At 75.9% G+C, this 26,040-nt stretch carries 22 protein-coding genes; 4 read left to right on the top strand and 18 right to left on the bottom strand.

All coding sequences use genetic code 11. From position 1 onward, the window contains the following. Positions 1-187: 187 nt before the first annotated feature. From RM540_RS14465 to RM540_RS14490, 6 genes are all read right to left on the bottom strand, one after another. Positions 188-1,111, bottom strand: a complete 924-nt coding sequence (locus tag RM540_RS14465) for a 1,4-dihydroxy-2-naphthoate polyprenyltransferase (protein ID WP_311665369.1) — start codon at positions 1,109-1,111, stop codon at positions 188-190. Beyond that, positions 1,099-1,452 (bottom strand): hypothetical protein, encoded by a 354-nt coding sequence (locus tag RM540_RS14470; protein ID WP_311665371.1) that lies wholly within the window; start codon positions 1,450-1,452, stop codon positions 1,099-1,101. The genes RM540_RS14465 and RM540_RS14470 overlap by 13 nt, the downstream gene beginning before the upstream one ends. A 244-nt stretch (positions 1,453-1,696) precedes the next feature. Beyond that, positions 1,697-2,596 carry a 1,4-dihydroxy-2-naphthoyl-CoA synthase gene (menB, locus tag RM540_RS14475; RefSeq protein WP_311665373.1) on the bottom strand — a complete coding sequence of 300 codons (900 nt, stop codon included), beginning with the start codon at positions 2,594-2,596 and terminating at the stop codon, positions 1,697-1,699. Next, on the bottom strand, positions 2,596-3,396 hold the full coding sequence (locus RM540_RS14480; RefSeq protein ID WP_311665375.1) for an alpha/beta fold hydrolase: 801 nt from the start codon (positions 3,394-3,396) through the stop codon (positions 2,596-2,598). Before RM540_RS14480 ends, menB begins: the two co-directional genes overlap by 1 nt. Beyond that, positions 3,393-5,219: a 2-succinyl-5-enolpyruvyl-6-hydroxy-3-cyclohexene-1-carboxylic-acid synthase gene (gene menD, locus RM540_RS14485; RefSeq protein ID WP_311665377.1), complete on the bottom strand. Its 1,827-nt coding sequence runs from the start codon at positions 5,217-5,219 to the stop codon at positions 3,393-3,395. The genes RM540_RS14480 and menD overlap by 4 nt, the downstream gene beginning before the upstream one ends. Before the next feature lie 131 nt (positions 5,220-5,350). Next, on the bottom strand, positions 5,351-6,739 hold the full coding sequence (locus RM540_RS14490; protein ID WP_311665379.1) for an isochorismate synthase: 1,389 nt from the start codon (positions 6,737-6,739) through the stop codon (positions 5,351-5,353). A 297-nt stretch (positions 6,740-7,036) separates the two neighbouring features. On the opposite strand from RM540_RS14490, the gene ubiE reads away from it, so the two are divergent. After that, positions 7,037-7,765, top strand: a complete 729-nt coding sequence (gene ubiE, locus RM540_RS14495) for a bifunctional demethylmenaquinone methyltransferase/2-methoxy-6-polyprenyl-1,4-benzoquinol methylase UbiE (protein WP_311665381.1) — start codon at positions 7,037-7,039, stop codon at positions 7,763-7,765. Between the two features lie 316 nt (positions 7,766-8,081). Here ubiE and RM540_RS14500 read toward each other — a convergent pair whose 3' ends face one another. The 12 genes from RM540_RS14500 to RM540_RS14555 form a co-directional block, all read right to left on the bottom strand. Next, entirely contained in the window at positions 8,082-8,729 is a 648-nt protein-coding gene (locus RM540_RS14500) for a response regulator transcription factor (RefSeq protein WP_311665383.1), read from the bottom strand. 183 nt (positions 8,730-8,912) lie between these two features. After that, a complete protein-coding gene (locus RM540_RS14505) occupies positions 8,913-10,217 on the bottom strand; it encodes an alpha-hydroxy-acid oxidizing protein (protein WP_311665385.1) in 1,305 nt (434 codons plus the stop codon). Positions 10,218-10,569: 352 nt separating this feature from the next. Beyond that, on the bottom strand, positions 10,570-11,610 hold the full coding sequence (locus RM540_RS14510) for a CdaR family protein (protein ID WP_311665387.1): 1,041 nt from the start codon (positions 11,608-11,610) through the stop codon (positions 10,570-10,572). Beyond that, on the bottom strand, positions 11,607-12,131 hold the full coding sequence (locus RM540_RS14515; protein WP_311665389.1) for a BMC domain-containing protein: 525 nt from the start codon (positions 12,129-12,131) through the stop codon (positions 11,607-11,609). Before RM540_RS14515 ends, RM540_RS14510 begins: the two co-directional genes overlap by 4 nt. A gap of 4 nt (positions 12,132-12,135) precedes the next feature. Then, positions 12,136-12,423, bottom strand: a complete 288-nt coding sequence (locus tag RM540_RS14520) for a BMC domain-containing protein (RefSeq protein WP_311665391.1) — start codon at positions 12,421-12,423, stop codon at positions 12,136-12,138. Positions 12,424-12,524: 101 nt separating this feature from the next. Further along, complete coding sequence (locus RM540_RS14525; protein ID WP_311665393.1) at positions 12,525-13,985, bottom strand: lipopolysaccharide biosynthesis protein; 1,461 nt, start codon at positions 13,983-13,985, stop codon at positions 12,525-12,527. Further along, positions 13,985-15,160 carry a glycosyltransferase gene (locus tag RM540_RS14530; RefSeq protein ID WP_311665395.1) on the bottom strand — a complete coding sequence of 392 codons (1,176 nt, stop codon included), beginning with the start codon at positions 15,158-15,160 and terminating at the stop codon, positions 13,985-13,987. Before RM540_RS14530 ends, RM540_RS14525 begins: the two co-directional genes overlap by 1 nt. Beyond that, positions 15,157-15,693 carry a methyltransferase domain-containing protein gene (locus tag RM540_RS14535; RefSeq protein ID WP_311665397.1) on the bottom strand — a complete coding sequence of 179 codons (537 nt, stop codon included), beginning with the start codon at positions 15,691-15,693 and terminating at the stop codon, positions 15,157-15,159. Before RM540_RS14535 ends, RM540_RS14530 begins: the two co-directional genes overlap by 4 nt. 195 nt (positions 15,694-15,888) lie before the next feature. Beyond that, positions 15,889-17,166: a glycosyltransferase gene (locus tag RM540_RS14540; protein WP_311665399.1), complete on the bottom strand. Its 1,278-nt coding sequence runs from the start codon at positions 17,164-17,166 to the stop codon at positions 15,889-15,891. Between the two features lie 290 nt (positions 17,167-17,456). Further along, a complete protein-coding gene (locus tag RM540_RS14545; RefSeq protein WP_311665401.1) occupies positions 17,457-20,054 on the bottom strand; it encodes a hypothetical protein in 2,598 nt (865 codons plus the stop codon). Positions 20,055-20,192: 138 nt separating this feature from the next. Continuing rightward, positions 20,193-21,032, bottom strand: coding sequence for a lysophospholipid acyltransferase family protein (locus RM540_RS14550; protein WP_311665403.1), 840 nt, complete (start codon positions 21,030-21,032; stop codon positions 20,193-20,195). A gap of 264 nt (positions 21,033-21,296) precedes the next feature. Beyond that, on the bottom strand, positions 21,297-22,847 hold the full coding sequence (locus tag RM540_RS14555) for a trypsin-like peptidase domain-containing protein (RefSeq protein WP_311665405.1): 1,551 nt from the start codon (positions 22,845-22,847) through the stop codon (positions 21,297-21,299). A 152-nt stretch (positions 22,848-22,999) separates the two neighbouring features. Between RM540_RS14555 and RM540_RS14560 the strand changes: the two genes are divergently transcribed. The 3 genes from RM540_RS14560 (at position 23,000) to RM540_RS14570 (ending at position 25,857) form a co-directional block, all read left to right on the top strand. Next, positions 23,000-24,154 carry a glycosyltransferase family 4 protein gene (locus RM540_RS14560; protein ID WP_311665408.1) on the top strand — a complete coding sequence of 385 codons (1,155 nt, stop codon included), beginning with the start codon at positions 23,000-23,002 and terminating at the stop codon, positions 24,152-24,154. A gap of 92 nt (positions 24,155-24,246) precedes the next feature. Beyond that, entirely contained in the window at positions 24,247-24,759 is a 513-nt protein-coding gene (locus RM540_RS14565; protein WP_311665410.1) for a thioredoxin family protein, read from the top strand. 153 nt (positions 24,760-24,912) lie between these two features. Further along, on the top strand, positions 24,913-25,857 hold the full coding sequence (locus RM540_RS14570; protein WP_311665412.1) for a histone deacetylase family protein: 945 nt from the start codon (positions 24,913-24,915) through the stop codon (positions 25,855-25,857). Positions 25,858-26,040: the final 183 nt, after the last annotated feature.

The raw sequence follows: 26,040 nt of genomic DNA on the forward strand, positions 1-26,040 counted from the left end.
CAGTGGATCAGTGGATCAGTGGATCAGTGGATCAAGGTGCCCGCCCCGCCCAGGTGGCGCAAGGGGCGGGGCGGCGTGTTGTTCTGGACTGCAAGGCGACGACGCAGTAGGCCGTCCACCGTGCCGCCCCGCCCGATGCTGGATGAGTCCGCTGATCTGCTGGTCATCTACGGCCGCCCCGCCCCGCTCACGTCAGCGCCCAGCCCAGCGCGAAGGCGACCGAGTACAGGAACAGCAGCCCCGCCGTCTTGCCCAAGAGCGGGTTGAGGACCGCCGGATCGTCCGACACCGCGAGCGTCCGCCCCAGCCGGCGGCCGAGGACGGCCACGAGCGCCGACGCCGCGAGCACGCCGACGTGGTCGCGCGAGACGAGCGCGAGCGCTGCCGGGACCACGAGCGCGCCGGACAGGCACGCGTTGTAGAGCCGGACCCCGAAGCCGCGCCCGAACCGGACCGCCAGCGTCCGCTTGTTTGCCGCCCGGTCCTCCTCGACGTCGCGGACGTTGTTGGCGATGAGGATGGCCGTCGCCAGGAAGCCCGGCCCGAGCCCGGCGACCAGGACCCACGCCGGCAGGTCCAGCGCCTGCACGTAGTACGTGCCCCCGACCGCGACCGGGCCGAAAAAGACCAGCACGAACACGTCGGCCAGGCCCGTGTAGGCGAGCGCGTAGCGGCCCGCCGTGTACGCCACGCCCGACGCAATCGAGACGAGGCCGAGCGCGAGCACCGGCCACCCGCCCCGCCAGATCAGGAAGCCGCCGGCGGCGACCGCGAGTGCGAACGCGACGGCCGCCGCCGCGCGCATCTGAACCGCCGTGACCGCCCCGCTCGCCGTCGCCCGGCGCGGACCTTTGCGGGCCTCGGTGTCGGCGCCGCGTACGAAGTCCTCGGCGTCGTTCGAGTAGTTGGTCCCGATCTGGATGAGGACGGCGCCCGCCAGCGCGCACGCCGCGGCGAGCGCGTGGAACGCGCCGGCCTCCCACGCCAGTCCGATCCCGACGAGGACCGGCGCGATCGCCGCCGGCAGCGTCTTCGGCCGGGCGGCCTCCAACCACAGACCCACGCCGGCGGGCGGGGCGGGCGTCGGGGGCGGGGCGGTCAGACGAGCCACAGCTCCAGGCGGTCGAGGAAGGCGTCAAGGGCGGGGCGGTCGGCCCGCTTCACCTTCAGCGTCAGCGCACCGTTCGCGGCGCCCGGAATCTCCGTCACGCGCTCCATCGGCCGCGTGCGCAGCGTGAGCGTGTCGCCCCAGAACCGGCGCGTGTGGCGGATCTCCTCCAAATCGGTCATGTCGAAGCTGTAGGTGCGGACCGTCTGCTTGAACGTCGGCAACGGCCACACCTGGACCTCCACGGCGATGTCGTCCCCCTGGAGTCGGATCGTGCCCTGCCCCTTGAAGTAGCCGCCGCGCAGGTCGAACGTGGACTTGGCTTTGAAAGGAACGCTCTTCATGGAGGATTGGGACCGCCCCACCCATACGCGCGGGGGCGGGGCGGAGGTTCGGACCACCCCGCCCAGACGACGGGGCGGGGCGACCGGGCGGATCGCCCCGCCCGAAGGCGGATGCGACGCGTCGCGTCCCTACGGGTGCTCCCACAGGGCGGGGTGGAGACGGGGCGGCGGAGTGAGGGCGGGGCGGCCGATGGAGCGGGGCGGCCACCCCGCCCTTTACTCATCACCCGTAACTCGTCACCCGCTACGGCCGGTAGCCGTCGGCGTCGAAGTCCGGCGGGCGGCGTTCGAGGTAGGCGTTGCGGCCCTCCTGGCCCTCCTCGGTCATGTAGAACAGCATGGTCGCGTGGCCAGCCAGCTCCTGGAGCCCCGCCCCGCCGTCTTCGTCGGCGTTGGCCGCCGCCTTGATCATGCGGATCGCGATGTTCGAGTTGGCGAGGATCTCGCGGCTCCACTGGACCGTCTCGCGCTCCAGGTCCGCGAGCGGCACGACCGTGTTGACGAGGCCCATGTCGAGCGCCTCCTGGGCGCTGTAGGGCCGGCAGAGGAACCAGATCTCGCGGGCCTTTTTCTGTCCGACGATCCGCGCGAGGTGGGCCGTCCCGTAGCCGGCGTCGAACGAGCCGACCTTGGGACCGGTCTGCATAAAGCGCGCGTTGTCGCTCGCAATCGTCAGGTCGCAGACCACGTGGAGCACGTGGCCGCCGCCGACGGCCCACCCGTTCACGGCCGCGATGACCGGCTTGGGCATCTTGCGGATCCGCGTCTGGAAGTCGAGCACGTTGAGCCGCTGCGTGCCCGTCTCCGCCCCGCCCTCGACCTCCTTGTAGCCGTGGTCGCCGCGGATACGCTGGTCGCCGCCGGCGCAGAACGCCTGGTCGCCGGCGCCCGTCAGCACGAACACGCCGACGGAGGGGTCGTCGCGGGCGTCGTCGATGGCCGCGATCATCTCGGTCACGGTCGTCGGCCGGAACGCGTTGCGGACCTCGGGCCGGTTGATCGTCACGCGCGCGATGCCGGCCGTATTGGTGCCGGCCGCGCCCTTCTCGTAGACGATGTCCTCGAAGCCCCCGACGCGCTCCCACTCGAAGGGGCCGGAGACGGTGGGGCGGTCAGTCGTGTGGTGGGCGTTCTGTTCGGCCATCAGGAGAGGAGGGACTGGAGGAGGGCGGCGAGGTCGGAGGGCCGCTCGGCGGCGACCATGTGCCCCGCCCTGCCCAGGATCACGGGCTCGACCGGACCCGCCCCGCTCGGGCGGGGCAGGCGCTCGGACATGGCGTGCGCGAGGGCGACGAACTTGGGGTCGAGCGCCCCCGCTACGGCCGTCGTCGGGGCGGTGATCCCCGCGAGCGCGCCCCAGTGCGACGGCTGCGCGCCCGTCCCCATGCCGCGGAGCGAGCGGCCCAGCTCGGACGCGTCGTTGTGAGCCGCGCGGTCGGCCACGAGGCGGTCGCGGAGGGCGGGGTGGAGGCTCGAAAAGAGCGGCATCCGGTACCACGCCCAGAGGAAGCCGGGCAGGTCGCGGGCGACGGCGACGGCGCGTTCGGCGTCGAGGCGCCGGCGCGCGGCCCGCTCCGCCTCGGTCTTGAGCCCCGGCGAGCCGGACACGAGCACGAGCCGCCGCACGCGGGGCGCGTGGCGCACGGCGAGGTGCAGCGCGAGCCGCGCGCCCATCGAGTAGCCCACGACGTCGACCGCCCCGCCGGTTTGCGGTCCGCCCACGCTAGCGAGCACGCGGTCGGCGGCCCCGTCCATCGTGTAGTGGCCGTCGTCCAGGCCGACGGCCGCGCCGTGCCCGGGCAGGTCGGGCGCGCGCACGTCGCGGGCAGGGAGGCGCGCGCGGACGGCGTCCCAGTCGGCCCCGCGCCCGAGGAACCCGTGGAGGAGCAGGACGGGCGGCCCCGCCCCGCCCGCGGGCGGGGTGGCGTCGGGCGGGGCGGTCACGTGTCGTCCCCGGCGAGCGCGGCGTCGACGGCCGCGGCGGCGGCGGCCTCGATCCGGCGGCGGAGCGCGGCCTGCTCCTCGCGGTCCGTCCGCACCTCGATCAGGGCGGACGCGCCCGAGCGGACGGCCCCGTCGAGCGCGGCCTCGAACGCCGGCATCGTCTCGGGCCGGTGGTACGCGAGCCCCACCTGGCGCGCGGCGTCCTCGAAGCCGAGCCCGTGGGGCGTCCCGAAAAAGCGCTCGAAGGTGTCGCTGTCGAGTTCCCCCACCCCGCCCGCGGCGACCGGCAGGCGGTGGAAGATGCCGCCGCCGTCGTTGTTGATGACGACGACGACGACGGGCGGGCCGGTGCGGAGGAGCGCCAGGCTGGTCTGGTCGTGGAGCAGCGCGAGATCGCCGGTGAGGAGGACGGCCGCCCCGCCCCGCCCCCGCACGTAGCCCGCGGCCGTGGCAACGGTCCCGTCGATCCCGCTCGCCCCGCGATTGGCGACCGCCATCACCTCGGGTCCCCGGTCCGTAACAGCGTACGATTCGAGGTCGCGGACCGGCATAGACGCGGAGGCGACGAGGGATACGAACGGGCGATCCCCCTCTGGCAACCCCGTCTGACGGGACACGCTGCGGGCGACGGCCGGCTCAGACAATCCGCTCGCGCCGCCGATCACCCGTTCAAGCACCTCACCGACCGCGGCCGAAGCCCGACCCCACGTTTGTTGCCAGCGAGTCGACTCCTGACGCGGGCCGAACGGCCAGACAGGGAGAGCCTCGCCTTCCCCGAGGTCCACTCGGTGGGTGACGAGCGCGTCGGCGTCCGTCCGGTCCCGCTCTGGACCGACCAGCACATACGTCGCCGGCTCCGACTCGCGGAGGTACTGCCCGAGCCGCTTCGAGACAAGCCGCCCCCCTAAGTGGACGACGGCCTCGGCAGGGCCGCGACGGCGGAACGACTCGCTCGTCAGGACTAGGTCGGCGTAGGGGACGGGCCGCTCCCAGTGCGAGGCGCCCACACGGAGGCCCGGCGACCGGAGGTCGGCCAGGAGGGGCCATCCCAGGCGCCACGCGACGTCGTCGGCGTCGAGCGAGGCGCCGTAGCCCGCGACGACCACGCCCCGCTCGACGCTTCGTAGGCGCTTTGCCAGTTGGTCGAACTCGGTCTGTGGTTGTCCGCCGGGCCACACCCGGCCGACCGGCTCGGTGAACCTCTGCGACAGGAGGCCGCTCCCCCACCGCCCCACCCCGCCCAAATACGCCGCCGCGTCGGTCCCGTCCGGCTGCGCCCCCAGCGGCTCGCGGAACGGGAGGTTGAGGTGGACCGGCCCGGGCGGGGCGGTCGCCCGGTGCGCGGCGTGAGCCGCCGTCGAGAGCACCCACCGCGCCGGCACGTCCGCCGTGGGGACCGGCCAGTCGAGCGACCACCGCGCGACGTCCTGGAAGATCGGCGGCTGGCGGACCGCCTGGTTCGCGCCCGTCTCGCGCAGCTCCGGCGGCCGGTCGGCCGTGAGGAGCAGCATCGGCACGCCGTCAGCGTCGGCCTCGACGGCGGCGGGGAGCAGGTTGGCGACCGCCGTCCCGCTCGTCGTGATCACGGCGGCGGGGCGGCCGGTCGCGCGGCCCCACCCCAGCGCCACGAACGCGGCCGCCCGCTCGTCCCAGTGCACGAGCGCCTCGGCCCGCGGGTTCTGCCCGACGGCGACAGCCAACGGCGTGCTCCGCGAGCCGGGGCAGACGACGAAAAAGGTCGTCCCCTGGCGGACCAGCTCTTCGACCAGAAGCCCCGCCCACAGGTGGTTGACGTTGGGCGCAGACGCGAGGTGAGAGAGCACGGGCGGGGTGGCGAAGACAACCGCCCCGCCCTCGTGGGGCAGCCGCAGGGACGCGGCTCGCTGCGTGGGCGGGGTGGGACGGGCGACGGAGCAGACCATCCCGCCCACAGCGCGCGGGCGGGGCGGGGCTCCTACGACTCGGCGCGGTCGGTGAGCCCGAGCACGCGCGCAAAGTCGCCGATTTTGTGCTCGATCTCGGCCCACTCCGCCGCCGGGTCCGACCCGACGACGATGCCGGCCCCGGAGTAGAGCGAGAGCGTGCGGCCCTCGACCAGACCCGAGCGGATGCCGACGGCGACCTCGGCCGCCTCCCGCCCCGCCCCGTCGCGCCCGACCCAGCCGACGGGGCCGGCGTAGAGCCCGCGGTCGAACGGCTCCAGGCGGTCGATGGCGTCGAGCGCGAGCGGGGTGGGCGTGCCGCCGACGGCCGGCGTCGGGTGGAGGGCGCGGAGCACGTCGAGCGCGCCGACGCCGTCGGCGAGCGTGCCGCGGAAGCCGGTGTAGAGGTGGCGGCCGCGCGCGAGCGTCATGGCCGAGGCGTCGCCGTCGTCGTCGAGCGACACGGTGAGCGGGGCGAGCGCGGCCGCGATGCGCTCGCGGACGTAGCCGTGCTCGCGGCGGTCCTTCTCGCTCCCCATCAGCTCGTCGCGGAGCCGGTCGTCGTCGGCGTCGGACGCCGCGCGCGGGCGCGTCCCGGCGACGGCCTCGGTCTCAACGGTCCGCCCATCGAGGCGGAACAGGCGCTCGGGCGTCGCAGTGAGGAACGCGGCCGGCGCGCGGTCCGCCCCGCCCGCCTCGACGAGCGCGTGGAAGCACCGCGGCGTGGCCGCCTCCAGCCGGCGGAGAAGCGCGAACGGGTCGACGGCCTCCTCGAAGGAGAACCGCGCGCGCCGCGCGAGGACCACCTTCTGGAGCGGGCCGGCGCTAGACAAGGCGCCCAGCGCCCAGCGGAGCATGCGGCCCCAGTCGGCCCGGTCGGGGTCGTCGCGGCGCATGAACGGGAGCGGGAGCTCGGCCGTGGCCGGCGCCGCGCTCGGGCGGAGCGCCTCGACGGCGGCGCGCGCGGCGTCCGGCGCCTCGCCCGGCGCCAGGTGCACGGCGACCGACGCCGCGCGCCCGTCCGTTCGATACTCCACGCGGGGGAGCACGAACCGGACCGCCCCGAACGGCGCCCACTCCGCCCCGCCCTCGGCGCGCGCGTCGAACCGGGCCGTCGCCGTGAGGCGCGCGTGGGCGGGGAGGGCGCCGAGGAGCCGGCCGAGCGGGGCAGCCACGGCCTCCAGCGTCAGCCCCTCAACAACGGCCGCGGCCCCGACGGACGCCCGCGCCTCGGCCTCGCCCCGCCCGCGCCAGTACGCCCGGTGCGGCCCGGCCTGCGCCTCCAGCCACCCGAGCGCGTCGGCGGGCGGGGCGGGCGCCTCGGCGCGGAGGACGGAGCGGCCGTCCCACGAGCGCAGCGCGTCGGCGAGGGCGCGGCGCAGCGGGGAGAGGGCGAGCGGGGTGGGGGCCGTGTTCGACACGCGGGCGGGGAGCGGCGGGGAGATCAGGAGCTACCTGAGCTGGAGGCTTCAGGTTTCAGAAAAAAATGAAAGCAACACGCGTTCCACTCTCCCCCGCCCCGCCCTGGAGCCTCTGCGATAGGTTCGGCGTCCTCGATCTGAGGCAGCGGCTTCGAGCACCCTTCGGGTGACGGGGTGCCGGGTACGAGGTACGGCCTGAGAGGGCTTCCCGGGCCGCGTACTCTGTACCCTCTCGAAGCGTGCTTTGGGACGTTGCGCCCACCGCCCCGCCCGCCGCGACCTTTTCCCCCGCCCCGCATGAACAAGCCCCCGATCGGACCGGCCCCCGGTAAGCGCGCCCACGTCGAGGCCATGTTCGACGAGATCGCCCCGCGCTACGACCTCCTCAACCGCGTGCTCTCGTTCGGGATCGACGTATGGTGGCGGAAGCGGGCCGTCGCCCTGCTTCGCGCCGGGCTGGACGGGCCGCCCCGCCGCCTGCTCGACGTGGCGACGGGCACGGCCGACCTCGCGATTGAGGCGCTCGCGCTCGGCCCGCAGGAGGTGGTCGGCGTCGACATCTCGGAGGGGATGCTCGCCGGCGGGCGCGACAAGCTCCGCCGGCGCGGCCTCGACCGCCGCGTCCGGCTCGTCCAGGGCGACGCCGCCGACCTCCCGTTCGACGACGGCGCCTTTGACGGGGCACTCGTCGCGTTCGGCGTCCGCAACTTCGAGGACCTGGGTGCCGGGCTCCGCGGGATCCGCCGCGTGCTGCGGCCGGCCGCCCCGCTCGTGGTCCTGGAGTTTAGCCACCCGACGGCGCCGGGCGTCCGGCAGGGCTACGAGGCGTACTCGAAGCACGTGCTCCCGCGCGTGGGCCAGGCCGTCTCGGGCTCGGCCGAGGCGTACGAGTACCTCCCCGAGTCGGTCGCCGCGTTCCCCGACGGCGAGGCGTTCCTGGACGAGATGCGCGCGGCCGGCTACCGCGGCGTCCTCGCGCGCCCGCTCACGTTCGGGATCGTCAGCCTCTACCGCGGGACGGCATGAGGGGAGGGATGGGGGATGGAGGGATGAGCAGAGGGCGGGGCGGCGCGTTGCCCACGGGTTCTCCACCCAGCCTCCGACCCTGGGCGCCATCCTGTAGCGGCGTTGCATGCAACGCCGCGACGCCAAGGCCACCCCGCCCGCGCCTCGTCCCCAAGACGGACCGCCCCGCCCACACGCCTGCGGGCGGGGCGGCCGTCTCTGCCCTCGTCCCTCATCGTCCCGCCTGGGCGGGGCGGTTCAGTCGGACCGGGCGGGGCGGCCCAAACACCCTCTGCCTATCCCTCTATGCCTCCCCGCTCTCTCCATGCCTCGACCGTCAGCTCAGCGGCGCCTCGACCCAGAGCACGGCCCGCTGCATGAACTCGGCGGCCCGGTCGATGCCCAGCTTCTGCTTGATGTTCGTCCGGTGCGACTCGATGGTCTTGAGGCTGAGGCCCATGACCTCGGCCACCTCGCGCGTGCTCTTGCCGCGGCCAAAGTGCTCGAACACCTCGAGCTCGCGGTCGGTCAGCCGCGAGACCGTCGGGGCGGGGTCGTTCCCGAACCCGAAGCGGTCGTTGAGGAAGCGCGTCCGCAGCGAGTCGCTCAGGAACAGCTCGCCCGAGATCACCTGGCGGACGGCCTCGACGAACCCCTTGGCCGACTCGTGCTTCATGAGGTAGCCCCGGGCGCCGGCCCGGAGCGCGCGCTCGGCGTAGAGGGCCTCGTCGTGGGCCGAGACGACGAGGACCTTGACGTCGTCGTCGATCGACCGGAGCCGCTTGATGAGCTCGACCCCGTTCACGCCAGGCAGCGAGAGGTCGACGATGGCCACGTCGAACTCGAGGTCCGCCGCCTGGTCGAAGGCGTCCTCGGCCGACGACGCCTCGCCGACGACGTCGAGGTCGGGCTCGGCGTTGATGAGGCTGACGTACCCCTCGCGCATCACGGGGTGGTCTTCGACGATAAACACGCGGTGAGTCATGATTCTGCAGAGGGTGGTGAGGGCCGTGGGGCCGTGGCAGGATAGCCCGCACCGCCCACTAGGCGTCCTAAGATTATCCCTTAGACGCTCTCTCCTCCCCGCCCTGTGGAGCCGTTTATGAGTAGGGCGCGGGGGACAGAGAAAGCCGAGTGTAGGGGCCATCCCCGCGCGGCCGCCCCGCCCTTAGGCCGCCCCGCCCCGGCGCACGACGGCGGCCGGGAGGTCCGCGAGCGAGCGGGCGCCGACGAGCCCGAGCGTGAGGTCGAGTTCGGCGAGCACGTTGCGGATCACCTCGCGGACGCCACGCTCGCCGGCCACGGCGAGGCCGTACACGTAGGGCCGCCCGAGGAGCACGGCCCGTGCGCCGAGCCCCAGGGCGAGGGCCACGTCCGCCCCGCCCCGGACGCCGCTGTCGAACCATACCTCGAGATCGCTGCCCACGGCCTCGACCACGGCCGGGAGCGCGTCGAGCGCGGCGACCGACGCGTCGACCTGGCGCCCGCCGTGCGTCGAGACCACGACCGCGTCGACGCCGTGCCGGACGGCCTCGCGGGCGTCGTCCGGGTGGAGCACGCCCTTCAGCACGACGGGGAGACGGGTCATCGCCCGGAGCTGGTCGACCTGCGCCCACCCCAGCGACGGCCGGCTGTAGGTGCCGACGAACCGCTGGACGGCCTTCCGCGCGCGGCCGCTCGTGAGCGCCGGGCCGGTCGGGCCGGGAAACCGCCGGGCCTGCCCGACGCCCGCGCGGACCGTCGAGACGGACAGGGGCGGGGCGGCCGCGGCGTCGGGCAGCGGGTGGTCGAGCTTGCTCAGGAACACGGGGTCCGACGTGTACTGGGCGATCCCCTTGCCCTGGAGGAACGGGAGCGCGGCGAGGTCGAGGTCGCGCGGCCGCCACCCGAGCAGCGTCGTGTCGAGCGTGAGCACGACGGCCGAGCACCCGCACCGTTCAGCGCGCTGGACGAAGCTGCGGACGAGGTCGTCGTCGGTCGACCAGTAGAGCTGGAACAGCCGCGGCGCCCCGGGCCGGACGGCGTCCATGTCCTCAGCGCACGCCTCCATGGGCACGCTGGCCTGGCTCGAAAACACGAACGGGACGCCTTCGGCCGCCGCCGCGCGGGCCACGGCGAGGTCGGCCTCGGCGTGCGCCTCCTCCAAAACGCCGATCGGCGCGAGCATCAGCGGGGCGGGGTGGCGCGCGCCCAGAACGGTCGTCGACAGGTCGCGCTCGTCCGTCCCGGCCAGCTGGCGGGGGACGAGCGCCCAGCGGTCGAACGCGGCGCGGTTAGCGTCCTGCGTCCGCTCCAGGCCCGCCCCGCCCGCGACGTAGGCCCACGCGGCCGGGCTCATGGCGCGCCGCGCCGCCTCGGCGAGCGCGTCGGGCGCCACGGGGACGGCCGGCGTGCGGCCGGCGACGCCGTCGAGGAACACCTCGCGCTGCCGGCGCGACCCGGGGCCGAGGTGGAAGTCGGGGTCGAAGGGCACGGGTCGGTGAGTCGGTGAGTCGGTGAGTCGGTGAGTCGGTGAGTCGGTGAGTCGGTGAGTCGGAAGGTGCCCGCCCCGCCCGCGTCGCGCAAGGGGCGGGGCGGTGGATTCCGGTCCCGCCCCGCCCCGCCCTGCTCCCCCGGCCAGCCCGTAGCCGCTCTACTGATCTTCCTGACCCACTGCTTCACCGATCCTACTGCCCACCGGAGCCGGAGCCGAGGCGGGGTGGCGTGAGTCCTCGAAGATCCCCGCCCCGCCCGCGCGGCGCAACCGGGCGGGGCGGCGGTCCCGGAGCGCCGTTCTGGAGCGGTCCGCCCCCGCGCGCGGGCGGGGCGGGCACCGACCCATTGACCTACTGCCCCCCTAACTCACTGGCCCGGCGGCGGAGGACGAAGTAGTCGACGCGCGCCGGCGTGGCTGCCGGGTCGCGCACGCCGAGGCCGTCCGGGTAACGGAGCGCGACGGGGACCGAGCCGGAGGTCGTGTCGCGGGCGATGTCGGCGTAGTCAACAACGGCGCGGAAGGCGCCCGGCTCAAGCGCCCGGTCGTACGCCTCGCCCTGGCTGGGGACGTCGAACGCGACGCGGACCGTGGCCGGGTCGAACTGGACGGCCTCGACGCCCGGCGGCAGGTTCTCGACCTCGACCGGGACGTCTCGGCTGGCGCCGGTAAACTGGCCGACCTCGACGGACACCATCGTCGACCGCGCCGACGGCGTGAGCAGGCCGCCGAACGTGTCGCTCAGCGCGACGACGCGCGAAAAGTCCTCGTCGACGTCCTGGGCGACGAGCGTCTCCGTCGGCCAGTCGGCGAGGCGGCCCAGCAGCGACTGCGCGCCCGACACCGTGACCGAGTCGGGCCGGAGCACGGGGGGCCGGAGGAGCCCGTAAGACGGCCGCGTCTCGATGCTGCGGCGGAGGCGGATCGGGAGCCGCCGCGTCGTCCGCGCGTCGAGGGCCAGGTCGACGACGCGCGGCTGGACGCTCTGGACGCTCACGCCCGACGGCAGCCCCCGCTCGCGGAGCGAGGACGCGAGGTCGACGGTCGGCCCAGTCGCCGCGATGCGGATGGCCGGGCGCCGGCGCGTGAGCGTGAGCAGCGTCCACCCCTCGCCCTGGAGCGTGACCGTCGCCGAGGTCGGCGGCGGCTCGCGGAGGGCCTGCCCCGCCGGCAGCGACGCGACCTGGACCGGGACCTCGACGGCTACCGAGTACGCCTCGCGCATGCTGAAGCTGAACCACAGCACGGCCGCGACGACGAGCGAGAGCCCGAGCGCCAGGCTCCGCCGTCCGGCCTCGTCGTCGGGCGGGGCGGGGCGGCGGGACGGAAAGAGCGACCGGAGCCGGCCGCGGACGCCGGGCCGGTCCCAGCGCTGCGGGGCCGGCGCGCTCACCGGGCGTCGAGATCGCGGAGGAACGCCACGAGCTCGTCCTTGGTCGCCCGCGAGATGTCGCGGCCCTGGAGCGCCGGGTCGTCGCGGTCGCGGGCCAGCACGCGGAGCTCGCGGACCGTCCGGTCGTCGTAGTCGGCCGCCCCGCCCTCGTCGGAGGGCACGTCGCTCCCGTCGGCGTCATCCATGGGCGGGGTGGACGCCGCCCCGCCCCGCCCCGCGCGCGGGGCGAGCAGGCGCCAGACGCCGTCGGACGGGCTCGGGATCACGTGGCTGGCCGCCACGCGGCCCACGCGCGCCGCCGCCGCCGCGCCCGCGTCGACGGCCGACTGCACGGCGGCCGTCTCGCCCGTCACGACGTGCGTGACGAGGCCGGGCACCGTCCGCTGCTGGGACACCAGGCGGACGTCGGCCGCCTTGAGCATGGCGTCGGCGGCCTCGACGGAGGCCACCAGCCCGAGCGTTTCGAGCAGGCCGAGCGCGCCGGTCGGCGCGCCGTCGCCGTCGGGGGCGGGGCGGGCCACCGGGCTACTCGCCCGGGAGGATCCCCTCGACCTCGGTGTGCGGGCGCGGGATGACGTGGACCGAGATCAGCTCGCCCACGCGCTCGGCCGCCGCCGCGCCCGCGTCGGTCGACGCCTTGACGGCCCCGACGTCGCCGCGGACCAGGACGGTGACGAAACCGCCCCCGATCTGCTCTTTCCCGATCAGGTTCACGCGGGCGGCCTTCACCATCGCGTCGGCGGCCTCGATGGCGCCGACGAGGCCCCGCGTCTCGACCATTCCGAGCGCGGCGCCGTAATCTCCGTTGGGCATGTCAATCGTGTGCTAGAGAGCCGGCGGCGGAGGGTCCGGGCCGGGCGGGGAAGGTAGCTCCCCGTCGGATCGGGTGTCAACGCGGGCGGGGCGGTCGGCCCTCAGCGCCGGAGCACGCCGGCCGCGCGCGCGATCTCGGCCCGGCCGTAGACGCCGAGCGCGACGAGGAGCGCGGGGTAGGCCAGCGCGATCCCGCCCCGCCCCGCCAGACGCGCCGCCGTCGGCCACGCCGCCGTGGGCTGCGCGAGCGCCCACAGCCCGGCCACGAGGGCGACCACGACGGCGAGCGCCCTCCACGGGTAGGCGACCGGCGTCGAGCGCTGCCCCAGCCGGGCCGTCACGACGGCGAGCGCGGCGTAGGCCACGAGCGTCGCCCACGCGGCCCCGGCCGCCCCGAGCGCCGGGATGAGCGCGAGGTTGAGCGCGAGGTTGAGGACCGCCGCCCCGCCCACGGTCGCCGCGACCGCGCCGGTCCGCCCCGCCGCGTAGAGCACGTTGACGACGACGAAGTAGAGGCCGTAGAACGCGAACCCGCCGCCCACGAGGACCGTGAGCCCGTCGGCCTGCGCGTAGGTCGGGTCGTCGGGGAACAGGACGCGCGCCACGTCGCCCATGAACAGGCCCAGCCCGAGCACCATCCACCCCGCGACCGCCGCGAGGTGCCGGAACGACTGGCGGTGGATCTCGGCGTCGCCGCCGCCCCCCGCCCCGCCCCCGAGCGCCTTCAGCCCCAGGACCGTAAACGCCAGGTTGAAGCTCTGGACCAGGAACACGTTGACGACGCCGCCGAACCGCGACGCCACCTCGTAGACCGCCGTCGCCTCGCCGCCCAGAAAGTGGAGGAGCAGGAAGCGGTCGCCCAGGTTGAGGAACCGCCCGGCAAAGCCGGACACGACGAGCGGGAGCCCGAACACGAGCATCGGCCGGACGAGCCCCGCCGCCACGCGGCGGTCCACGCGCGCGAGCAGGAGCGGGGTGGTGACCGCGGCGAGGGCGACGGCCGAGACCGCGTACCCCTTCATCACGCCGACCAGCCCCTGCCCCTGGACCACCAGAAACCACAGGACGGCGGCCACCAGGAGCCCCATTTCGAGCGTGCCCAGGAGCACGAACGCGCCCGCCTTCTCGCGCTGCCGGAGCACGGTGTAGGCCACGTCGGCGACGGTCTTGAACCCGACGTAGACGGCCAGCCAGCGGACGACCTCGGCCCGCCCCGCCATCCCGAACGCGGCGGCGATGGGCGGGGCGGCGGCCCACCCGAGCGCGGCGACCACGCATCCCGCGACGGCCGCGAGCGCGAGCGCCGTCGCCGGGACCGCCGCCCGCTCGCGCTCGCCCAGCGCGGGCGACGACGCAAACTGGATGATCCCCAGCGGGAGGCCCGCGCCGGCGACGAGGAGCGCGAACGCCTTGGCCGCGTCGAGCCCGCCGAGGACGCCGAGGTCCGCCTTCGGGAGCACGTCGGGATCCGCGTAGAACACGAGGAGCACGAACCCGCTCGCCTTGGAGACGACGCTGGCGAGGGCGTAGACCGAGCTCTGGCGCGCGAGCCGGCGGAGCATCAGGCGGGAATCGGCTGGCCCGGCGGCCGCCCCGCCCGGAGCGCGTCGTAGAACGCGACCAGCCGCCGGCCCTCGGGCGCCCACGTGTAGCTCGCCTCGACGGCCGCCCGGCCCCGCGCGCCCATCGCCTCGGCCTGGGCGGGGTGGTCCAGGATCCACCCGACGGCCCGGCCGAGCGCGTCCACGTCGAGCGGGTCGACGAGAATCCCGCACTGGGCCGGCTCGACAAACTGGCGGATCACGGGGAAGTCGCTGGCGACGAGCGGGAGCCCGGCGGCCATGTACTCGAACAGCTTCGTCGGGTACGCTTCGAGGTACTTCGGCGTCGGGTGGAGCACCGAGAGCCCAGCGCGGACGCCGCCCAGGAGCGCCGCGACGGCCGGCCGGTCGAGGACGCCGTGGACGACGACCCCGCCCCGCCCGCGGAAGGCGTCGGCGAGCGCGGGCGGGTGGAACGGGCCGGCCAGGTGGAGCGTCGCGCCGCGCCCGGCGACGGCCCGCGCCATCTCCTCGGCCCCCCGCGCGCGCGTGATCGAGCCGACGTAGGCGACGGCCGCCGGCCGCTCGGCGTAGGGCGCCGCACCGGGCACGGCGAGCTCGCCGAGGAGCGGGAAATTGCGGACGAGCGCCGTCTTGGCCGCCGGGTACCGCCGCGCGATGGCCGGCTCGGCCGCGACGACGCCCGCGAACAGCCGGCCGCCCAGCGCCTCGGCCGCCCCGTACGCCCACCCCGCCGGCCGCCGGAGCCGCGCCGGAATCCACGGCTGGTGGAGCGCCTGCCGCGGCGTGTCCTCGTGGGCGTCGTAGACCACGCGCCGGCCGCGGAGCGCGAGCGCCAGCCCGTGCGCCAGCAGGTCGGCGTCGTGGAGGTGGAAGACCGTCCGCGGCCCGGCCTCGGCGAGCGCCCGGCGCACGACGGCCGGCGTCGTGCGGAGCACGCGGTCGCGGCCCGTCGCCGGCCGCTCGACGCCGTAGACCGCCACCCCGCCCGGCCCGACGCCGTCGCCGTCGTGGGGGAGCACGAGGCCCACGCGGAGCCCGGCCTCGGCCAGCGTCCGCGCCTCCTTCTGAGCCACGCGCGGGTCGCCGGCCGTGTGCGTCGTGGCCAGGTGGAGCACGTCGGGCGGGGCGGACGCACGCGGGGCGGACACCGACGGCGCGGGCGGGGCGGTCACGGGCGCCGCCCCTCGACGGCGTACCACCGCGGCGTCACGCGCCGGAGCGCCGGGCGCACGCCCAGCGGAAGGCCCGACGACGCCGGCCGCCACCGCTCGCGGCGGACGACCTCCCAGCCGGCTTTTTCGAGGAGCCAGTCGAACTGCCAGTCCTCGAACTCGTGGAAGTGCCGGTCGCGCGGGTCGGTCGCGCTCCGGTACGCCGGCGCGAACCACAGCCGCCGCGGGACCGTCGCGAACAGCCGCCGCGCCGGCGACGCCCGCAGCACGCCGAGCGGGTTGACGAGGTGCTCCAGGACTTCGAACGCAACGAGTGCGTCGGCCGGGGCGCCAGCCGCCTCGGGGCGGTCGTCGAGGTCCGCCCCGCCCGTGTTCTCGACGGCGTAGCCCGCCGCCCGGAGCTCGCGCGCGAGCGCGTTGTCCGGCCCCACGTCGAGGAGCCGGGCCGGCGGCGGCAGCCCGGCGCGGACGAACGCGAGCGTCCGCTCGAAGCGGTCGCGGTGGGCGGCGGACGGGGCGGTGGCCGAGGACATGGCGGAAGATACCGGGCGGAGCCGAGGGCTGAGACCACCCCGCTCGCGTGGGCGGGGCGGTCGAATGGGCGCTGGGGTACGAGGTACGGCCTCCGTGCCCGGCACTCCATACCCCGTGCCCGACCAAAACGCGGACCTGTCAGTGCGCGCCCGCCCCGCCCACGGGTGCCCGGGCGGGGCGGCGACCACACCGCCCTACCCGCCGCCCCGCCTTCTCCGCTCCACCACGGCCTCGCGGATGACGTCCGCCAAGCGCGCCGTCTGCGCCCGGCGCGTGTACGGCGCGAGGCGGTCCCGCCGGGCTCCGTCGAGCGGTGCGCCCGCGGCCCAGGCGTGGTAATGCGCGCCGAGCACGGCGGTCAGGCCGTCCACGTCGTCGCGCGCGACGAGGGCGCCGCCGCCGGTCTCGGCCAGCAGCGCCGCCGCGTCCCCGTCCGGCGGCCCCACGCCAATGACCGGCCGACCGGACGCGAGGTACTCGTAGAGCTTGCCCGTAACGAGCCCCTCGGCGTGCGGCCAGTCTTCGAGCACGAGGAGCAGGGCGCCCGCCCCGGCCATCTCGCGGACGGCCGCGTCGTGGGGCACGTAGGGGACCACCTCGACCGCCTCGCGCAGCCCGTACCGCCCGACCGCCTCGGCCACGGCCGCCGGGACGTGCCCGACGAGCCGGAGCCGGAGCCGCCCCGCCCCGGCGGTCTGCGCCCCACGCGTGCGCAGCCGCGCGAGCGCCTGGAGCACCGGGTCCGGCGTCCCGTAGAGCGTGCCGACGTGTGTGAGTGTAAAGCGGTCGGTCGGCGGGCGCCCCTCGACGCCCTCGAAGTCCTCGGCGTCGAACCCGTTCGCGACGACGGCGAAGGCGCGGGCGGGGCGGTCGACCTTCGCCGCGAGCAGGTCTCGCCACCGCCCGCTCACGACCGTCACGCGGTCGGCCGCGTGGAGCACGGCCCGCTCCAGGCGCGCGTCGGCCCACTGAGCGGGGCGCGTACGCGGGAGCCGCTCGTAATAGTGGATGTCGGTCCAGGGGTCGCGGAAGTCGGCCACCCACGGCAGGCCGTCCCGCCGGAGCGCCCGCCCCACGAGGTGCGCCGAGTGCGGCGGACCCGACGTCAGCACGGCGTCGAACGGCCGCGCGCGGTGGGCGCGCCGCGCCGCGCGGACGGCGAACGGGACCCACCCGACGCGGGCGTCGGGGACCACGAGGTTGGCCCGGACCCACCGGGCCGCCCGCTCCGCGGCCCCGGCCGGCGCGCTCCGCAGTTGGTCCGCGACGGCCTCCTGGCGCGTCCGGCCCGTGAGGCGGCCGTAGAGCGCGAACGGGTCGGGCGCCGGCGTGCGGAGGACGGCCACGCCCGACGGGACGTCGGCGGCCATCGCCGGGTCGAGCTTCGGGTACGCCCCGGCCTCGACGGTCAGCACCGTGGGCTCGACGCCGGCCGCGCGGAGGTACTTCGCGAACTTCAGCGTCCGCTGCACGCCCGCCCCGCCCGCCGGCGGGAAGTAGTACGTGACGAGGAGGAGACGGATGGGGGAACGGGGAACGGGGAACGGGGAACGGGGAACGGGGAACGGGAAGATGACCGCCCCGCCCGCTGGATGCCAGCGCAGCGCGCGTAGCGCCGTTGCGTGCAACGGCGTAGGGCACAACGCGGGGGCGGGGCGGCGTCGTAGGGCAGGACGCGGGGCGGGGTGCTTGAGCGGGCGGGGCGGCCCCACGCGACGGTCCCGCCCGTCACTCATCGCCCGTCACACGCCCGCCCTGCCCGCTACACCGGCTCCTGTCCGCGGCGGTACCACAGGAGGCCGCCGACGACGACGACGCCCCCGTACGTCAGCAGCGTGGCGATCCACGAGATCAGGCGGCCCGTCCGCTTCGTCTCCGGCACGTAGCGCATGGTCACGATGTGCTCGCCGGCCGGGACCGGCACGCCGCGGAGCAGGAAGTCCGTGCGGAGGATGGGCGCCGGCTCCGAGCCCACCGTCACCGTCCACCCCGCCGGGTAGTACACCTCGCTCGCGACCAGCAGCCGCGGCCGGTCGGTGCGGACGCGCCACACGATCTCGTCCGGCTCGAACCGCTGGAGCTCGACCGACGCGGCGCCCGAGTCCGGGGCCGCCCCGCTCCAAGCCGCCGCCCCGCCCGGGGGCGGGGCGGCGAGGAGCGCCGTCTCGCGCGGGTCGAACGCCGGGTCCCGGATCGCGGCCACGAGCACGTCCTCGTCCGGCACCACGCGGACCTCGTCGGCGAGGAAGGCGCGGGGGAGCGCCGTCGAGTCCTCGGACACCACGAGCCCCGTCTGCGGGTCCTGGAACACAGGATCGAGCCCCGGCGGCACGCCCGGCGCCACCACGTAGCGCGTCGAGAGCAGCCGGAGCGCGTTCGGGTTCAGGCCCGTCTCGTCGTCCGGGAGCAGGCGGTCGAAGTAGTCCTGGATAAGCGTGAGCTTGGCCCCGTGGTACCCGCCGACCGACTCGTAGAAGTACGAGGGCACCGCGTTCTGCGTCGGGTTCGGGGGCAGCACGCGGAAGCGGCCCGCCCCGCCCGCGGCCTCGACCTGCTGGACCACGAACTGGTCGGCCGCCGTCTCGGGGATCACGGCCTCGACGCTGGACCGCCGGCGGAGCGCGTCGTTGTCCTCGTTGAAGTACCGGCGCCCGACGCCCCACAGGTCGACCGTGACGAGGAGGGCGAGGCCGGCGAGGACGGCCCACGACGCCGCCCTCCGCCACAGGAGGAGCGCCACGAGCCCCAGCGCGAGACCGAGAAAGAGGAGCGACCGCGCGGCGTCGGCGGCGAACAGGCCGGCGCGCTCGGCCTCGACGCCCGAGAGGTACTGGTCGGCCGCGGCGCGGACCTGGGGGTCACCCGGCGAGAGCCCGAACTGCTGGGCCGCCGCCGCCTGGACCTGGGCCGCCTCGCCCGCGCGCTCGAACGCGAGCCCCGCCCCGCCCGCGAGCCACAGGCCGCCGACAAGGACGGCGAGCCCGGCCCCGACGATCAGCACGATCCGCCGCTTGCGGTCCTCGGCCTCGGTCGTCGCCTCGCGGCGCTGGAGGTAGTACGCGCCCCACCCCGCCAGGAGCGCCAGGAGCAGGACGGTCGCCGCGAGCCACGTCTCGGGCACGCGGAACGCGTTGAAGAGCGGGATGGCCTCGAAGGCGAAGCGGTTGAGGGCCGGGAAGTTCTCGCCCAGCGCGAACAGGACCGTCAGCAGCGTGGCCACGCCGAAGGCGGCGACGGACCGCCGCGCGACGCCGGCCACGCCGACGAGCGCGAGGAGCGCCACGACGGTCCCCACGTAGTGCGGACCGGCCGTGAACGGCTTGCCCCCCCAGTACGTCGCCCCGCCCCCGCCGTAGGCGTTGGGGATCACGAGCGTGAGGAGCTCGCCGAACCCCTGACTCCACGACATGGCGTACGCCCACCCGAGCCCGCCGCCCGGGCTGGCCGCCCGCGTCGTGAACGCCTTGTACTCCCACTGCGCGAGGTACGGGTCGGCCACGAGCGCGAGCCCCAGGGCGCTGCCGACGACCAGGAGGCCCGTCGAGACCGCGAACGCCCCGCCCCGCCCCGCGCGCACCGCCGCGACGCCTTCGGCGATCCACCAGACGGCGGCCACGACGACCACGTAGTACGTGATCTGGACGTGCCCCGCCCGCAGGTTCACCGACGCCGCGATGGCGAACAGGAGCACGAGCAGCGCGCTCATCATCTTCGACGACTCCGGTCCGCGCCGGACGAGCGCGCCGAAGGCCAGGAGCAGCCACGGCGCGTAGGCCAGCGCCACAAACTTCGAGTTGTGGCCGGCCGTGAGGATGACCGGGAGGTACGTCGAGAGCCCGTACCCCACGGCCCCGATCACGCCGGCCAGCGACGACCGCGTGAGGTAGAACACGAGGGCGTACATCCCGCCGAGCAGGACCAGGAAGTGGGCGACCGGCCACAGCCCGATCCGCCGCAGCACGCGCGCGACCGAGTCGGCGCCGGGCACGGCCGGGCTCCCGATGATGAGCGTGCCCGGCATCCCGCCGAACACGTTGGGCGCCCAGTTCGCCTCGTCGCCCGTCGCGGCCTCGTACTGGAGCATGGCCTCGGCCGTGGCCCGCCACTGGACCGTGTCGCCGCCGACGAGCGTCCGCCCGCCGAACGTGGTCGGCCAGAAAAAGCCGACGGCGACGAGGAGCAGGAACGCGAGGCACAGCCCGTGGCGGGCGGCGCCGGGGAGGCCCTCCCACCACGTCGCCTCGCGGAGGGCCGGCCCGGCGCGGCGGACGCGGCTCCGCGAGCGCCAGACGTCGTTGCCTTCGAGCGGGGCGGGGCGGTTGGAGCGGCGCGAGGTCCGGCTCTTCTGGGTCTTGGCCATGCGTGCAGTCTACGCCCGGGCGGGGCGGGGGAAGGAGCGGCAGCGCCAACGCCCGGACCCGCGGGCTGGCGCCGCCCCGCCCCGCCGCCGCCCCGGATTCGACGACGCTTGACGCGGCTCCGCCCCGCCCCGGGCGGCCTACTCGCCCTCGTTCGTACCGGGCGGGGCGGCGTGGCCGACCGTCCCGTACCGGCCGAGCTCGGCTTCGAGCGCCGCCCGCACGCGCTCGCCCAGCTCGCCCGCGTCGCGGCGCCGGAGCCCGGCCGTCGGGATCGGCGTGCCCAGGACGAGGTGGACCTCGCCCGGCCGCGCCGCGAGCGCCTTCTCGTCGGCGACGCCCGTGTGGCCGACCAGGGCGACGGGCACGATGGGGACGCCGGCCTCGATGGCGAGCAGGAACGGGCCGCGCATGAACGGGGCCAGCGCGTGCCCGTGGCTCCGGCCGCCCTCGGGGAACAGGAGAACCGACTCGCCCGCGCGCACGCGGTCGGCCGCGGCGCCCAGGCTCTTGAGCGCCTCGCGCGGGTTGTCGCGGCGGATAAAGATGCACGCCGACTTCTCCAGCACCCACCCCACGATGGGCCACGCCCGCAGCTCGTGGCGGGCCACGTAGAGGAACGGCCGCGGCAGGCCCACCGACGTCGCCGGGATGTCGATGGCGTTCTGGTGGTTGGCGACGAACACGACCGGGCCGTCCGGGAGCGCCGCGCGCTCGACCACGCGGAGGCGGATGCCCGCGCACGCGAAGATGGCCCGCGCCCACGGCCGCATCCACGCCCGGAACGTCTCCGCCGTCGGCCGCGACGCCGACTGGAGCACGAGGCCCGGGCTGAGCGTGGCCGAAAACAGCGCGGTCCACCCCAGCAGCCACCCGAACCACACCCGCGCGGCGGCGGTCGGCGGCGGCGGGTCGAGGCGGACGGCGCGGGCGGCCTCGGGCGGGGCGGCTCCGGGCGGGGCGGGGTGGGCGGCGTTCACGCCCGGAAGGTAGAGCCGACCGGGGCCGCCCCGCCCAGCGGGCGTGCGGCGTGCGGCGTGCGGCGTGCGGCGTGCGGCAAGATGACCGCCCCGCCCACTGTGGGCGGGGCGGTCAACGACGGACACCGGGCGGGGCGGCGGCGCAGGGGCGATCGGCGGTCGCCCGTGGTCCGGGCAGCCCGCGTCGGCCGGTCGCGTTGCGCGCCGAGGCCGCCCCGCCCATCGCCACCCCGCCCCGCGTGTGCGGGCGACCGCCGGTCGCCCCTACTCGTCGACGAACGGCGAGGCCAGGTCGTAGAACGCGGTCTGCCCGTCGGGGCGGCGGACGCGGAGGAGGGCGGGGCGGTCGCGGCGGGCCTGCCGCGCGAGCGCCGCGCGGGCCTCCTCGGCCGTCGCGACCGGCCGGTCCTCGACCTCGACCACGACCGTGCCCCGCGGGAGCCCGTCGAGCTCGGCCGCGCTCCCGGGCGCGACGGATTCGACGAAGGCGCCCGACTCGAACTGGCGGCGCTCGGCGCGCGTGAGGTCGCGGAACTGGACGCCCCAGTTTGGCGCCTCGGTCCGCTGGAGCGCCTCGGGCGGGGCGGCCTCGGGCGCGGACGGGAGCGCGACGGCTGGGGTCCGGCCCGCGAACCACGTCTCCAACCCGGGGTCGCCGGGGTCGGCGAGGACGGCCCGGAGCTCGCGGCGCCCGCCGTCGCGCCACACGGCGAGCGCGACGGCCTCCTCCGGGCGGGCCATCGCCAGCCGGCTCTGGAACTGGTTGGGCTCGTCGACGTGGCGGCCCTCGATCTCGAGGAGCACGTCGCCCGAGCGCACGCCGGCCCGCTCCGCCGGCCCGCCGCGGACGACGCCGCCCACGAGCACGCCCGCGACCTCGGTCATCCCGCGCTCGCGGGCGTCGGCGGCATACATCGGGAGGACCTCGACGCCGAGGTACCCGCGCCGGACCTCCCCGTACTGGATGAGGTCCTCGGCCACGCGCCGGGCCAGGTTCATGGGCACGGCGAACCCGTACCCCTCGTAGTACCCGCTCTCCGACGCGATCGCCGTCACCACGCCGACCACCTCGCCGCGGAGGTTGACGAGCGCGCCGCCCGAGTTCCCCTGGTTGATCGCCGCGTCGGTCTGGATAAAGTCCTCGATGGCGAACTCGCTCTCGATCGCGTAGAGCCCGCCCCGCCCGAGCGCCGAGACGATCCCCGAGGTGAACGTGTTGGTGAGCCGGAACGGGCTGCCGACGGCCAGCACCCACTCGCCGACCTCGAGCGCGTCGGAGTCGCCGAGCGAGGCGACCGAGAGCGGGGCGTCGGGGTCGAGCTCGAGCAGGCGGAGCACGGCGACGTCCGTCGTGGGGTCAGAGCCGACGACCTCGGCCTCGTACTCGCGCTTGTCGGTCGGGAAGTAGACCACGACGTCGCCGGCGCGGGCGACGACGTGGGCGTTCGTGAGCACGTAGCCCGACGGCGAGAGGATGACGCCGCTGCCGGCCTCGGTCGCCACGCGGCCGGCCCCGCCCGGCGCCGGCGTCGAGACCTCGACGTAGACCACGGTCGGCTCGACGGCCCGGGCGACGGCCGTCGTCTGCTGGCTGATGTCGACGAGGTCCGGCACCTGCGTCGCCGCGGCCGGGGGCGGCCCGTCGGCCCCGATCTGGACCGTCTCGACGACGGCCCGCGGCGCCGCCTCGCGCGCGGCGTCCGCCCCGCCCGCCGTGGGGCCGGCGTCGGGCTGCACGAGCCGGATGAGGGGCAGGCCGACGAGGACGCCGACGGCGAGCGCGGCGAGGCCGAGGAGGAGTCGACGGAACGTCACGGGCGGGGAAGGGGGCCGAGGGCGAGCGCGGAGGGCGCTCGGGCGAGCCGCTCGGGGCCGTCCGTAACATACGTTTGGGCGCCCCGCTTCGTCTCCGCCGCACCTCCTCGGAGGTCCCCTGGTGCGCCCCTATTCCGCTGTCTCCGCCGCCCGTGCCCGCCCCGCCCCGGGTCGTCTTCGCCCTCCTCGGGGACCCCACGGGGTCGTCGCGGGCGCTCCGCCAGCTCCGCGCGCTGAGCGCGCTGGGCCTCGACGTCCGGCTCCTCGCGGTCGGCCCGATGCGCCGGCCCGACGTGCTCCGCGGCGTCGTGGACGGGGCGGTCGCGGCACCCTGGCCGGCGGGGCGGGGGCCGGCCTTCTTCTGGCGCGCCGACCGCGCCGTGCGGCGGCTGGCCGAGCGGACGCCGGCCGCGCTCTACCTCGCGAGCGACCTCTACGTCCTCCCCGCCCTCGCGGCCGCGGCGCGGCGCCACGGCGGGCGCCTCGTCTACGACAGCCGCGAGCTGTACGCCGCGCTCGACTCGTCGGCCGGGAGGCCCCACGTGGCGGCGGCGTGGCGGGCGGTCGAGGGCCGGTTCATCGGGCGCGCCGACGCCGTCCTCACGGTCGGCGACCAGATCGCGGACCGGCTGGCCGAGGCGTACAGGATCGCGCGGCCGACCGTGCTCTACAACGCGCCCGCCCCGCCCTCGCCAAGCGGTGAGGGCGGGGCGGACCACGCACGGGCGGGGCGGACCGTGCTCCGCGCGCGGCTCGGGCTGCCCGACGACGGCCGCGTCGTCGTGCTCTACCAGGGGCTCCTGCGGGCGGGGCGGGGACTGCCCGCGCTCGTCGAGGCCGCGCGCCGCGTCGACGGCGTCCGCCTGGTCGTGATCGGCGAGGGCGAGCTGTGGGACGACCTCGCGCGGCTCGGGGCGCCGCTGGGGGACCGCTTCCGGCTCCACCCGTTCGTGCCGCCCGACGCGCTCGCCGCGCTCACGCCCGGGGCCGACCTGGGCGCGTGCCTGATCGAGCCGCTCACCGAGAGCCTCCGGCTGAGCCTCCCCAACAAGCTGTTCGAGTACCTCGCCGCCGGCGTCCCCGTGATCGCGAGCCCGCTCCCCGAGATCCGCCGCGTCGTCGAGCGCGGCGTCGGCGTCCTGGCCGACCCGGCGGACCCGGCCGCCGTCGCCGCCGCGCTCCGCCTCGCCCTCGACCCGGACGCGCGGGACGCGTGGGCGGGGCGGACCACCGAGGCGCTCGCGCCCTATGCGTGGGACCGCGGGCGGAGCGTGTTCCGGGACGTCGTGCTCGGCCTCCTCGGGTGAGGGGCGGGGCGCGATTGGGGGCGGCGCTACGGCGGCGCCTCGGCAACGAATAGCGCGGCGGCCCGTTCGGCCCCTCCCCCACCCCGCCCCCGATGACGCGCCGCCTCGCCCTCCTGCTCCTGCTCGCCGCCCCGCTCGCGGCCGGCGCGCAAGACGCCTCGGTCGTCCCCGACGACGCGCCCGACTGGCTCTCGATGGGCGACGCGATCGCCGCGGCGCAGGCCGAGGGCAAGCTGCTCCTGGTGTACGGCTACGCCCCGTGGTGCGGGTTCTGCGTCCGGTTCGACCGCGAGGTGTTCACCGACGACGCCGTGCAGGCGTACCTCGCCGAGCACTTCGCGCCGGTCCGCCTCAACCTGGACAGCGAGGCGGTCGTCCCGTTTTTCGACGTGTCGGTCAGCGAGGCCGAGCTGGGGCAGGCGATGCAGATCGCGGGGACGCCGACGTCGGTGTTCGTGGCGGCCGACGGCGAGATGATCACGAAGTTTCCCGGCTACAGCGACCCCGAGACGTTCGGGCTCGTGCTCCGCTACGTCCGCGAGGAGGCCTACGAAACCGCGACGTTCGAGGACTTCCTGGAGGCCCGCCGGTCGGTGAGTCAGTGAGTCGGGAACGATCAGTGGATCAGTGCGCCCGCCCCGCCCGCTCGGCCCGAGAGGGCGGGGTGGTGCGTCGCTCTGTGGTGCTCCACCCCGCCCTTGGCCGCGGGCGGGGCGGCCGAGCGCCCACGGCCCTCCCGACCCGCTGACCCACCGGCCTTGCGCGTTTCGTACCACGACGGCTACGTCGTCCCGCTGCCCGAGCGGCACCCGTTCCCGATGGCCAAGTTCGCCGTGCTCCGCGACCGGCTCGTGGCCGAGGGCGTGATTTCGGAGAGCGAGATCGTAGCCCCGCGCGAGGCGGACTGGGCCGACCTCCTGCTCGTCCACACGCGGCGCTACCTGGACGCGCTCGCGGCCGGGGCGCTGACGAAGGCGGAGGAGCGGCGGATGGGGCTGCCCTGGAGCCCGGCCCTCGTCCGCCGGAGCCGGCTGGCCGTGCAGGGCACGCTCAACGCGTGCTGGATGGCGCTCCACGACGGGGTCGCCGGCAACCTCGCCGGCGGCACGCACCACGCCATGCCCGACCGGCCCGAGGGGTTCTGCGTGCTCAACGACGTGGCCGTCGCGCTCCGGTCGCTGCGGCGGGCGGGGTGGCTCCGGCGCGCGCTCGTGGTGGACCTGGACGTGCACCAGGGGAACGGGAACGCGGCCTTTTTCGGCGGCGCGCGGGCGTGGCCGGCCGGCGGCGTCTACACGCTCTCGGTGCACGGCGACAAAAACTTCCCGTTCGACAAGCCGCCCTCGACGCGCGACGTGCCGCTCCCCGACGGGACCGGCGACGACGCCTACCTCAAGGCCCTCGCGCGCCACCTGCCGGCCGCGCTCGCCGAGGCCGAGCCCGACCTCGTGGTCTACCTGGGCGGGGTGGACGTGGTCGCCGGCGACCGCTTCGGGCGGCTCGCGCTCTCGCGGGCGGGGCTGGCGGCCCGCGACCGCTACGTGTGCGAGACGGTCCGCGCGTCGGGCGCCCCGCTGTGCCTCTTGCTGTCGGGCGGCTACGCCGCGCGCCGCGAGCCGGGCCAGGCGCCGGAGACGCTCTACGCCGAGACGGCCGACCTCCACGCGACGATGTACCGCCAGGCGAAGGCGGTGTACGGCTGAGGGTACGGGGTACGGGGTACGGGGTACGGGGTACGGGGTACGGGGTACGGGGTACGGGGTACGGGGTACGGGCAAGATGACCACCCCGCCCGCCGGCATGTGTTGCGGGAGAACGAGATAGCCGGAACTTTTCTACCCCGCACCTCACTTTCCACTTTCCACTTTCCACTTTCCACTTTCCAC

This window comes from Rubrivirga litoralis, assembly GCF_031846415.1.
Lineage (GTDB): Bacteria > Bacteroidota > Rhodothermia > Rhodothermales > Rubricoccaceae > Rubrivirga > Rubrivirga litoralis.